The following is a 10,841-nucleotide window of genomic DNA, read 5'->3' as shown; positions in this document are numbered from 1 at the left end:
GGCAGACACCCTTGTCCTCAGCTAACAGTTCCTACTGCCAAGCCTGTAGCGGACTTTCACCGCCTAGCTGTCACCCATGCCGGGCGCACTAAAAAGAAGGCGTCTTAAGATTTTTTATCTTAAAGACGCCTTTTTCCATACATTAAGATCGTTCACTTTTTATTCAACGTATAAAGGTAAAGCAGCCAAAGTGCAGCATTCTGCTTCTTGCCGGCCAATTTCCGAAATGTAGCCTCTTGATGCGCCTGTTCGCTTAAATCCGCCAGCTGTCCGTATAAATCTGCCAGCGTCAGTTGCCGTTCAATTGATTGGCGCAGTCCTTCCAGCCGGGTAAGAGAAAGCGTCAATTGCTCACAGGAAAGAGGCACTCCACCGTTCTCCTTCAACAATCCGTGCAAATATGTGCTATCCGCACGGTCCTCTGTCAGAATCCTGTTTAGTTTTTCAGCTTCGCGACCGCAAGATTCCTCGGCAAGAGAAACAGTGACAGCCAGCGAACGGCTCATCTGACAGAGGGATTCCTGCAAAATAGTAATGAACCTGCCGTTTTTTCCCTGTTCTGTCTGATAACTGTATCTTTGCGTCATCGCACAGCCCCCTTTGCTAATCTTCTATCAGTTTATGCACTGGAATTTGGGCAAGTGTCTGAAGAACGAAGAAAAATTGGCGCTGCTGCGCAAATAAAAAAAAGAAGCATTCCTTATTATTAGGAACACTTCTGATGACTCTCATTTTTTTATTTTGGCGAGGACGCTGGCGCCACGCGGCATTCGGTCGCCTGTTCAAATGAGTAGGCAAGTTCAATCAATTTCGGTTCACTGAATGCCATACCACAAAAGGTCAATCCCACAGGTTGGCCATCATGGGTGTATCCAGTAGGAACAGTAATCGATGGGTAACCTGCCTTTGCTGCAATATCACTGCCTTTATAGCCCTCGAAAAGCAATGCATCGAGATGATGCGTCTTCATCACCGCATCAATCCCCTCTCGTTGTGAGAGCCGGATGTCGTCCGCACGATCAATCAGATAGGTTTTTTCACCGAGGTCTCCACTCATCCGTTCTGCTTTCTCAAAGACTGCTTGTCCATATTTAAGTGCCTCGCTCGCATGAGCCTGATTAAAGGCAATGAGTTCGGTCAGAGAATGTACGGGTACGGATTCTGGAAGTCGTTCCAGGTAACGGTTGATATCCCATTTGAATTCTTGATACATCACAGTGGATTCTCTGTTTTCAAGAGCATCGGCAGACGGGATGTTGATGGGAACTACTGTTGCTCCCTCATCCCGTATTACATCCAACGCCTCATTTATCAATTCGATATGTTCATCGCTTGATGACCGAAGAAAAGCGCGGTCTATCCCAACACGTGCATTTTTCAGACCTTTGCGTTTCAAAAAAACGGTATAGTCTTTTTGTATATCGCCTTGGCTCCAGACTGTTTCTTCGTCCTCTTCATCCAAGCCGGCAATTGCGTTCAGTAAGATCACCGCATCGCGAACCGTGCGAGCCATTGGGCCTGCTGTATCCTGACTATGGGAAAGAGGGATGATCCCGCTACGGCTGACTAATCCAATGGTTGGCTTGATGCCGACTAGTGAGTTTTGTGATGCCGGGCTGAGGATCGATCCGGATGTTTCGGTTCCAATTCCAGCTGCAGCCAGATTGGCGGCAATAGCAGCGCCGGTCCCAGCACTCGAACCACCAACATCGAAAGAATCACCATATGGATTTATTGTCTGTCCACCAAGTGTACTATAACCGTTCGGCATCTGCTCGCTGATGAAATTAGCGAATTCCGTCAAATTTGTTTTTCCAAGAATAATTGCTCCTGCTTCTTTCAACTTGCGTACGAGAAAAGCATCCTGTTTCGCATGGTAGTCTGCGAACGCAAGCGCGCCTGCTGTCGTATGCATTTCCCCTGACGTCTCAATATTATCTTTAATCAATAGTGGGATGCCGAAAAGCGGCCCAACTTCCGGATTGACAGCGCGCTTCACGTCACTTGCTTCGGCATCATGAAGGGCATCTGGATTTATTTCAAGAACTGCGTTCAACGCCTCATGCTGACGAATGCGTTCTAAATAGGCCTCAGTCAGCTGTTTGGCGGTAAACCTGCCGGCTCTTAATGCCTTTTGCAAATCTGATAGGGTTGCTTCATCGAGTGTAAACGGGTGTCGTTTGGCTACCTCCTGCCGCAAAAATACACCTGCTGTTAATGCGGCAGCGGTAGCACCGGTTAACGCCGCAGCTAAGGCAAATTTCTTTTTCTTGGACATTATTTTCACTCCATTACTCTTCATCCGTTGGCCAATCTTCAATCGTATTCATATTACCTTTATATTTTCCAACATGCAACATTGAAAATCAGGTTAGTTAGCGGCATCTCTTACGAATAACTAAAGTTTCTGACATTCAGAGCACATTCGTCACATTTTACATATAAAAGCATATACATCTTAACGTATAAGGTAAACTTGGCATAGAAAAGTATGTTTTGTAACAATGCGCTTCGGCTGCTCGCTTGCCGCGGGCGATCCGTGAGCCTCTCAAACAATCTGTAATCTGCGGGGTCTCACTTGGCTCGCTTTTCCCGCAAGGCGCCAGAGCGCCTTCGCTCTATTTTTTGTGCAAATTCTTATAATTCTTATCTTTTTAGAAAAAATTGGCTTCGCAAAGTTCCGTGAACAATGGCCAATCCTTAGTTTTTCTGATTAATTCCTCTGAAATCTTATATACATCCTTAATGTAAAAAAAACCGTCCTCTTGATTGAGGACGGCCGTTTGCCACTCATAGCTGATTAATTAGCAGTGATCATCATCACAATCGTTTCTTGAGAATGTTCGAACAGCTACAATATCTTCGACACAGATGCTTGTGCTTGATACACGGTTGTGATCACAATTGAAAAGCGTCACAACACCGCCATTAATGCCAGCAAAGAAACCTTTAACCGGTGTTGAATTTTTCAGAAAGACTTTGATGCAATCATTTTTTGCAACACCTTGAAGTAGTTCCCTGCCATCGCAGCGCCTATTGTTAATTCCACTAACGATATTTGACGGGATATTATTTCCGCGGTTACAGGAACAATTTCCCCGGCCGATACCGCCTAATACCATATCATCCCATGACATGAATGAATTCCCCCTGAGAAATTTTATATTAGCCTTACATCTATACAGTATGAAAAAGTCTAAATGACGGGTGGACAAAATGACTGGTTCATCCGTTGATTTTTAATCATCGACTAGCCGATCCACGAGAATATGTCGAACACCTTCTTGAAACTAAGGCGCTAAAACAGCTTAACTGATTAGAAAAGGGTATGATAAATGTAGTGAAGGAGGCATTTCAATGGAACTTAGAGAAGGAAAAAACCGTTTTTATCTGATTGATGACAATAGCAATGAGATTGGTGAAATTACCTATTCATTTGCTGCATCGGACGTCATTCGTCTCACACATACCTATGTCAACCCAGCTTATAGAGGACAGAATCTGGCACGGAAGTTAGTAGAAGCGACCGCTGAGAAAGCGCGCAAAGAAAAATGGCAGATCCTTCCCGAATGTTCCTATGCGCAGGTTTTTTTCACAAGGAATAGAGAAAGCTATAAAGATATACTTTAAAAATTGACTCTGTTTTTATTGACTGTTATCAAAGGGAAGGCACACAGCCTTTGCAGAGCCGGCGTGCCGTTTAGGACCCCTAGCTTTCTGTTTGGGCATAGCAATGTTTGCCCGCGGCATGCGAACACCTAGCGAATCCAAAACACTCGCTTTAAGCAACTCCGAATCTTTCAGCTGATTCGAAATATAAAAAAACAGCTGAAAGACCTTCAGCCGCGGTCAATATCTTAACGAGCTGCTCCCAGCACACGGAACAGCCACTTTTTCTTGTTGCCTCGCTCACTTGCTTCCCGCAAACGATTCATCAACTCTCGATCCCGGCGTTCAATAATTTGTTCGATTTCATGGTCGTATTTCTTTATGACGTGTTCCGCTGTTTTTTCCGCCGCTGAAACAGCGACCTGCTCAACAACAAGCCGGAATTGTTCTTCGGTTAGCGCAATCGTTTGTGCGGCAAGTCTCTGTGCAGGCAGGATCGGCACTTGGTCAGAAGGCGTAGCTGACGTATTCATGGGCAGGGCCGCTATTTTATTTTTTTTGCCGCATAATTTGTCCGCAGCTTCCTCTAGGAGCGCTCCTTGACGTGTTTCATTTTGCAAAGCGCTCAAAAGTTGTACGTCTTCTTCAAAGAACAGACGTTGATTATTTTTATTGCGTTGAAAGCGGCGACCTTGCTTCTCAATGGCAGTTGTCAGTCCTCTTAGCCTGTTACGTGTAATATTTAATTTTTTTAAGACATCTTTCGTAAAATAATAGCTTGTTCCTTTTGCTGTCTTCATTGACTCACCCTCGTTCTCCCTATTTGCGGGGAATTTTAATTTTCCAGTATTGCCAAGCACCTGTCCACTTTATGTTACTCAAAAGACGTGTGGCAAATAGCCGATAACTATATAAGTAGATATTACTTATACATTTAGACAGATTAAGCGATACTCCTTCCCATCTCGTCTAAATATATTTCTACAAAAGCTGATGGAAATCTGCTTATAGCGTATGACTCGACAAAGCACACATGCTTTTTTTTAAAAATTTACTGATTGATGCTGTTTTTTGCCGAAAATCGCAGCGAAGATTTGTTGGGCATTGCTGGATCGTTTATTGTTGCGATACCTATTTTTACCGGTAAGGTAAACTTGTACGCCAAGTCCTTTTTTGTAAAAATTGCGCTTCGGCTGCTCGCTTGCCGCGGGCGATCCGTGAGCCTCCTCAAACAATCTGTAATCTGCGGGGTCTCACTTGGCTCGCTTTTCCCGCAGGCGTCTCGCGCCTTCGCTCCATTTTTTTCAGAAGATCTGATACATTCTTATCTTTTCAGAAAAACTTGGCGAACCAAGCCAAGTCCACCGAATGTTTGAGAAGCTTCCAAGAGCTTATACATTCAAGCGTATAAAAAAAGACCTTCGACACGATTTGACTCGTGCGAAAGTCTTTTTTCTTTACCGCTAATTAAAGAATCCAATACTGAGCAGCAAGCGAAGTCAGTGATAAAACAAGCCAGCAAATAAAGCCAAGCAAAATGGGGCGAACACCGCTCCGTACTAATGCAATTAAATTTGTATTCAGCCCAATGGAAACCATTGCCATGATAATCATATATTTTCCGATTAACACCAAGCTACCAACAAGTGCTGCAGGCAACGGCAGCACGGTGCTGATGATTGAAGCTAGGAGAAAGCCCAGCACAAACCACGGGAAAATCTTTGACAAGTGGTAGTTTCCCTTGTCCGCACCTGTTGTTTTGCGCGAAGTATAGATTGCCAAAAACAGAGTTACCGGTATAATCATCAATGTTCGCGTCAACTTGACAATAACGGCGAAGTTGCCAGCTGCGTGACTGAAGCTATATCCTGCAGCGACAACAGACGACGTATCATTAATTGCTGTACCTGCCCAAAGTCCAAACGTATGAGCATCCATACCAAGTAGGTGGCCGACAAAAGGAAACAAAAAAGCAGCCAGAATATTAAACAGAAAGATGGTGGAAATGGCATGCGCCACTTCTTGACCGTCTGCCTTAATAACCGGCGCCGTCGCGGCAATTGCCGAACCGCCGCAAATCGATGTGCCGACGCCGATCAATGTTTGTGTTTTACCTTCCACACCTAGCCATTTGCCAGCAAAAAAGGCGGTCAGAAACGATGCAGTCAAAGTAAAAATCATTAGTTCCAGCGTCTGGCCACCCACATGAACTACATTTAAAAGATTCAAGCCAAAGCCCATAAGAACAATAGAATATTGCAGAATCTTTTTTCCGGTAAAGGAAAGCCCTTCTTGTAACCATTCCGGCCTGCGCCAAAAAGCGAGAAGAAGACCAAGCACAATACCGATTATTGGGCTGCCGACAATGGGTACGGCATTGCCAATCAGCCAAGCCGGCATAGCCAAAACAGCTGCCAGTATGATACCAGGAATCCGAGTACGAAGCATTTCCATAGAGTCACGTCCTATTTAACAAAAGTTTCAGCATTCATTATAAGGGCTGCTCGTCCATCGGGCAATGCTCCGCTTATTGCAGTCTGTGCTTTTCGAAACAAAAACCTAGAGTCTAAAAAATGAATGGTGCAAGGATTAGAAAAATAATTCCCAAGACAATAAGTATAGCGGATAGTTTCTGCGGCAAACGCTCTTTTTTCTTGCCATTGTAAAATCCATGGAACTGCCATTTGTTCCTATACAACACAAAAATAATCGCGAGAATACCCAGAAACGAGAGAATGATTCCGTGAAAGTGAAGCGATAAGCCAATCAAATGATAAATTCCTACGAGAAGTGCTTGCATGATTACGCCAGCAAGTAAAAGGATTGAGGCGATACGTAGACTTCCAAGAAATTCCTTCTTCACGAATAGATCCTCCTCTCTTAGTAATAACTGTTGTCTGTTGTCTAAGGCCCCACTCATCGCGGCAAGAATGGAAAGCGAATGAGTCAGCTCTTACCCTATGTCCTATTCTATTCACGTTGGTAAAATGCTATCGTTTTTTTATTCCTCATCTCTCTTCTTAATCCGACAACTCTTGCATCTGGGACGGTGCCTTTTCTGATTCACCAAACCCGCGTCAATCGCATTTACTATAGACAGAGATGATAAATAAAAAAAGGTAATCCCCCAACAAAATTATTGTTAATTTTTTCACAATATCTTAATTAATTAACACGTTTCTTGCATAGATTGTTACGTAACTATTTCTCAGTGTGAGGCGAATTCAAATGGAACAATTCAAATTAATCGTACGGATGATTATTGCAATTGGTTCAATTAGTCTTTTTCTTTTCTCAATCTTTTTTAATTGGCTACCGCTCACAACCGTTTTGGCGATCATCCCTTCAGTTTGCCTGCTTTATATCATCTTGTTTCAAAACCCGCCGCCTGCAAAACCCGCACAAAAAGATAAAAAAGAATAAAGAAAAAACGGCAGCCCATTTTATTGGGCTGCTGTTTTACTCGTTCGCTCTTAGCAGAAATTTTGGTTTTTGAAAGCACTTATCATCCCGGTTTCTATATTCTTATACCTAATATTAATACTTGGCTATGAATGCAACAATCTTTTTCGCATCATCTTACCTGATGACTTGTAATCGTTTTTATTATGTCGTTTTGATGACAATTAATTATCGTAAATGTTTCAGCAATAGATTGTGTTAAACTGTCCCTAAATCAAATCTCTGGCATCTATCGAATAAGTACTTAATCATTATGTTTATTTTTTATCCAGGAGGATTTACTTTGGGGACTTTTCTTTCAAGCATTCAGGGTGTTCTTGTCATTCTGCTTATGATCAGCGTTGGCTATGTGCTGGCAGCACGTGGTTGGTTTGATGAAAAATCAAGCCGTCTGATCGCACGGATCGTCACGCAAATCGCCTTGCCTGCCTATATGCTCAGCACGATTACACAGCATTTTACAAGCGGACAGCTGATTCGATTGCTTCCTGATCTAAGCTTTCCAGTTCTCTCGATGCTGATTCTGTTCGGTCTTTCGTTTCTCTTCGTCCGCTTACTTAAAATCTCACCACAGCGTAGCGGTTTATTCAAATCGATGTTTTGTAATTCGAATACCGTCTTCGTCGGTCTTCCCGTCAACCTCGCCCTTTTCGGGCCAAAAAGCTTACCTTATGTACTTGTTTACTATATGGCGAACACCACATTCTTCTGGACGCTCGGCGTATATCTCATTCAGAAGGACGGCAGTAGCAAAATAAGACTGACTGTCAAAGATACATTGGCAAAGGTTTTCTCGCCGCCGCTGCTCGGTTTTATTGCTGGTCTTCTGCTTGTCTTCGCACATGTCAATCTGCCGAATTTCCTGATGTCGGATTTTCAATATATTGGTGGTCTAACGATTCCACTGTCGATGATTTTTATTGGCATCGCTATCCGTCAGGCGGGACTTCGGGAGCTTAGCTTGAACCGTGATAGCTGTGGCATACTGATTGGCCGATTTCTTGCCGCGCCGATCTTGATGACACTTCTTGTGATGCCGGCACCAATGCCAGCTTTAATGAAAGCCGTCTTTATTCTTCAATCAGCCATGCCAGTGATGACCAATGCTCCGGTTGTATCGAAAATGTACCACGCTGATTCCAAATATGCCGCAGTTATGGTAACGGAAACGACACTGCTGAGCCTTATTGCGATTCCTATTTTAATGACGCTGATCGGCGAATAATGACAACGATGCTTTGAATCGCTGAAGTCACTGAGCGACTTTGTTTTCATCTAATCATACAATTCTCAATACTTTCTAAATGCTATTTTTTTCAGAAAAGGTAAAATAATGGTGGGAAGCGCGTTTAAAAATATATTGTCCTGTAAAGTATTAATTTAAGAATACTTTACTAATTCAGGATTCGCTTGCGCTTCTCCAATTCTAAACTATAAACAGTCCTAGGGAGATGAACCATATGCCTTTGAAATTGACGCCATACTTCGTGATGAATGGAAATGCCGCGGAAGCCATCGACTTTTACCAAAAAGCATTGGACGCCAAAGTTATTTTCAAGCAAACCTTTCAAGAGATGCCTGAAAATCCTGAATTTCCGCTTGCGGAAGAAGCGAAAAATCTGATTTCGCATGCGATGCTGCAAATTGGTGAGTCCGAGCTGATGTTTTCTGATCAGATGCCAGGGAGTCGCGCAACTTCTGGGGATCAACTAACGATTTGTATTACCTCGCCTGATAAAGAACAGTCCGAGACGATTTTTGCTAAGCTCAGTGATGGTGGTAAAATCAACATGCCGCTTCAGGAAACTTTTTTTAGTCCAGCCTACGGCATGGTTACCGACAAATTCGGCATTGCTTTTCAAATTTTTACCGAAGGAAAAGAATAAGAACAATAAAAGAGCGATCCCTTGGATTTTTGGGGGATCGCTTTTTAATAGTAGTGCCTAATCTTTAAAATTATTTTCTGAACGCTATTCTTAAAGAAAATCAATAAAAATCGATTAAAGATGCAGATGTGGCTTTCGCACCCCTACTGCGACAAGCGAGCATATTTCATTAAATAAAATACCGCATGTATCGTTTCCTCTTCGATGGAGTCGGTTCATTACGAAAGCCAGCTTTTTCGAAAACGGACGGAATGCCGGTCCAGAGAAATGCATCCGGATCATTAAGCTTATAAGGATCAGATGGATAGGCTTCAATCACCATTGCCCCATTCAATCGACACCAGGCAATCGCTGATTTTATCAATGCGAATGATACCCCTTGCCTTCTGTGCTTCTTTGCTACGAAAAGGCAAGTTATTGACCAGACAGGCAGACTATCAATCTGCTTTAAGACTCTTGATTGATTGAGACGAATGAATTTTACCCGCGGAGCTGCGGCACACCAGCCGACCGGCTCTCCATCGATGTATAAGAGCACGCCAACCGGTTCGCCGTGATCGACAAGCTGTCTTATCGCTTCTTTATTCTGTGTTCCTTTATTTGCTTCGAAATCCGCCTTTTTCAAACGCCAGGACATGCACCAGCAGCCGCCACATGCCCCACGTTCACCGAAGAGCTCCGTGAAATCCTGCCAATGTGCCGAATCCAGCGCAATAGATTCAATCCCCTTATCCGGGTCTGAATAAACAATCATAGCCATGCTTCCTTTCAAGTTTCTAGCTCTAATTTTCTTATCAATCAAAACGATTATCCAATTCAATAAAAGCGACAGGCAGTCGATAATAGGCGTAACCGTTCAATTGATTAAAACCGGTCTTCTGGTAGAGGTGCAATGCATGGCTGTTTTTGCTGTCGACTTCAAGTTTTAATTGCTTAAACCCTTCAGAAAACAGCTTGTCAATCAGCAAGGAAAGAAATCGGCGACCGTAACCTTTCCCCTGAAATTCGGGTAATAATGCAAAGCCAAAAACGTACGGGTCAGTTTCTTCGTAACTAATCGAACTCATGCCTATCAGTCTGCAGTTTAGTCGCGCAGTATAATTCTTTCGATGTGAATCATTCTGCATTGACTTTTCGATAATGCTACGCGCATCTGCAGGGTTGTCGCCGAAAGCCGCAACACTTATCGCCGTTAACTCGCTTATATCGTTTGGATCCGCCGCTGAAAGCTTGACCCCATTCTCCGATGTGGAATTGATCCAAGATGCCTGATCAAGTCCCATTACATATTCAGAAAAATCGTATACGGCACCGAAATGCTTCATTAGGCTTTGATTCTGTTCTTCAGTTAATGTATCGATAACAAACAGAATATCCGGTATATTATAGCGAATCAGTTCCTGGCGCGCGCAAGCGAATAAGGCAGAGAAATAGCCCTGGCCACGGAACTCGGGCAAGATCATGCCTGAAAGTTCCGCTTCTAAAGCTGTGGGAAGAAATAAATGGAGAAAACCGATCAATTCGCCCGCTTCAAAAATGAGAAAGGTATGGTTGATTTCTTGGTTAAAATGGATCGAATCATCCAGATAGACAGGGTCTTTTTCCCCATCATGTGCCCAGCATGCTGCTTCCAAACGGCGTATTTGCACGATTGTATCCGCATTCAGTTTCTGATATTTTTTAATAATCACAAGGGTAACTCCATTCATTATTATTTGGCTTTATTAAAATTTGCTGTTGTTTTTTAATAGGTTTTTGCTATGTGTTCGCTTGCCGCGGGCGCACCGCGAGCCTCCTCAGACAAACAAAAATCTGCGGTGTCTCGCTGGCACGCTGTTCCCGCAGGCGTCTCACACATTGCCTTTGGTCAGAAAAACAACATTA

The 10,841-nt window shown here is 43.4% G+C and carries 12 protein-coding genes; 4 read left to right on the top strand and 8 right to left on the bottom strand.

From position 1 onward, the window contains the following. Nucleotides 1–152: 152 nt before the first annotated feature. The 3 genes from JOC27_RS08200 to JOC27_RS08190 all read right to left on the bottom strand — a co-directional run bounded on the left by JOC27_RS08200 (nt 153) and on the right by JOC27_RS08190 (nt 3,137). Complete coding sequence (locus tag JOC27_RS08200) at nt 153–587, bottom strand: hypothetical protein (RefSeq protein WP_205006796.1); 435 nt, start codon at nt 585–587, stop codon at nt 153–155. 149 nt (nt 588–736) lie between these two features. Then, nucleotides 737–2,278: an amidase family protein gene (locus tag JOC27_RS08195; protein ID WP_205006795.1), complete on the bottom strand. Its 1,542-nt coding sequence runs from the start codon at nt 2,276–2,278 to the stop codon at nt 737–739. 526 nt (nt 2,279–2,804) lie between these two features. Then, nucleotides 2,805–3,137, bottom strand: a complete 333-nt coding sequence (locus JOC27_RS08190) for a hypothetical protein (protein ID WP_205006794.1) — start codon at nt 3,135–3,137, stop codon at nt 2,805–2,807. A 220-nt stretch (nt 3,138–3,357) separates the two neighbouring features. Here JOC27_RS08190 and JOC27_RS08185 point away from each other — a divergent pair, with 220 nt between their 5' ends. Further along, a complete protein-coding gene (locus JOC27_RS08185) occupies nt 3,358–3,630 on the top strand; it encodes a GNAT family N-acetyltransferase (RefSeq protein WP_205006793.1) in 273 nt (90 codons plus the stop codon). A 227-nt stretch (nt 3,631–3,857) separates the two neighbouring features. Here JOC27_RS08185 and JOC27_RS08180 read toward each other — a convergent pair whose 3' ends face one another. The 3 genes from JOC27_RS08180 to JOC27_RS08170 form a co-directional block, all read right to left on the bottom strand. After that, on the bottom strand, nt 3,858–4,409 hold the full coding sequence (locus JOC27_RS08180; RefSeq protein ID WP_205006792.1) for a hypothetical protein: 552 nt from the start codon (nt 4,407–4,409) through the stop codon (nt 3,858–3,860). A gap of 667 nt (nt 4,410–5,076) precedes the next feature. After that, on the bottom strand, nt 5,077–6,063 hold the full coding sequence (locus JOC27_RS08175; RefSeq protein ID WP_205006791.1) for a YeiH family protein: 987 nt from the start codon (nt 6,061–6,063) through the stop codon (nt 5,077–5,079). A gap of 112 nt (nt 6,064–6,175) precedes the next feature. Continuing rightward, on the bottom strand, nt 6,176–6,472 hold the full coding sequence (locus JOC27_RS08170) for a hypothetical protein (RefSeq protein WP_205006790.1): 297 nt from the start codon (nt 6,470–6,472) through the stop codon (nt 6,176–6,178). 365 nt (nt 6,473–6,837) lie between these two features. On the opposite strand from JOC27_RS08170, the gene JOC27_RS08165 reads away from it, so the two are divergent. The 3 genes from JOC27_RS08165 to JOC27_RS08155 all read left to right on the top strand — a co-directional run bounded on the left by JOC27_RS08165 (nt 6,838) and on the right by JOC27_RS08155 (nt 8,957). Further along, complete coding sequence (locus JOC27_RS08165; protein ID WP_205006789.1) at nt 6,838–7,032, top strand: hypothetical protein; 195 nt, start codon at nt 6,838–6,840, stop codon at nt 7,030–7,032. 322 nt (nt 7,033–7,354) lie between these two features. Next, nucleotides 7,355–8,296, top strand: coding sequence for an AEC family transporter (locus JOC27_RS08160; protein ID WP_239530118.1), 942 nt, complete (start codon nt 7,355–7,357; stop codon nt 8,294–8,296). A gap of 235 nt (nt 8,297–8,531) precedes the next feature. After that, nucleotides 8,532–8,957 (top strand): VOC family protein, encoded by a 426-nt coding sequence (locus tag JOC27_RS08155; protein ID WP_205006787.1) that lies wholly within the window; start codon nt 8,532–8,534, stop codon nt 8,955–8,957. Between the two features lie 169 nt (nt 8,958–9,126). Here the strand turns inward: JOC27_RS08155 and JOC27_RS08150 are convergent, their stop codons facing one another. Together JOC27_RS08150 and JOC27_RS08145 are read right to left on the bottom strand one after the other, a co-directional pair. Then, on the bottom strand, nt 9,127–9,711 hold the full coding sequence (locus JOC27_RS08150; RefSeq protein ID WP_239530116.1) for a GNAT family N-acetyltransferase: 585 nt from the start codon (nt 9,709–9,711) through the stop codon (nt 9,127–9,129). Between the two features lie 40 nt (nt 9,712–9,751). Continuing rightward, nucleotides 9,752–10,648, bottom strand: coding sequence for a GNAT family N-acetyltransferase (locus JOC27_RS08145; protein WP_205006786.1), 897 nt, complete (start codon nt 10,646–10,648; stop codon nt 9,752–9,754). Nucleotides 10,649–10,841: the final 193 nt, after the last annotated feature.

Source organism: Sporolactobacillus spathodeae (assembly GCF_016908935.1).
Classification (GTDB): domain Bacteria; phylum Bacillota; class Bacilli; order Bacillales; family Sporolactobacillaceae; genus Sporolactobacillus; species Sporolactobacillus spathodeae.
Note: the sequence above shows the minus strand (reverse complement) of the source record. Positions and strands in the feature narration are given on the sequence as shown.

Bases quoted from the DNA above. Each gene is read 5' to 3' on its own strand.
- JOC27_RS08200 (WP_205006796.1), bottom strand. From the start codon at position 587: ATGACGCAAAGATACAGTTATCAGACAGAACAGGGAAAAAACGGCAGG.
- JOC27_RS08195 (WP_205006795.1), bottom strand. From the start codon at position 2,278: ATGTCCAAGAAAAAGAAATTTGCCTTAGCTGCGGCGTTAACCGGTGCT.
- JOC27_RS08190 (WP_205006794.1), bottom strand. From the start codon at position 3,137: ATGTCATGGGATGATATGGTATTAGGCGGTATCGGCCGGGGAAATTGT.
- JOC27_RS08185 (WP_205006793.1), top strand. From the start codon at position 3,358: ATGGAACTTAGAGAAGGAAAAAACCGTTTTTATCTGATTGATGACAAT.
- JOC27_RS08180 (WP_205006792.1), bottom strand. From the start codon at position 4,409: ATGAAGACAGCAAAAGGAACAAGCTATTATTTTACGAAAGATGTCTTA.
- JOC27_RS08175 (WP_205006791.1), bottom strand. From the start codon at position 6,063: ATGGAAATGCTTCGTACTCGGATTCCTGGTATCATACTGGCAGCTGTT.
- JOC27_RS08165 (WP_205006789.1), top strand. From the start codon at position 6,838: ATGGAACAATTCAAATTAATCGTACGGATGATTATTGCAATTGGTTCA.
- JOC27_RS08155 (WP_205006787.1), top strand. From the start codon at position 8,532: ATGCCTTTGAAATTGACGCCATACTTCGTGATGAATGGAAATGCCGCG.
- JOC27_RS08150 (WP_239530116.1), bottom strand. From the start codon at position 9,711: ATGATTGTTTATTCAGACCCGGATAAGGGGATTGAATCTATTGCGCTG.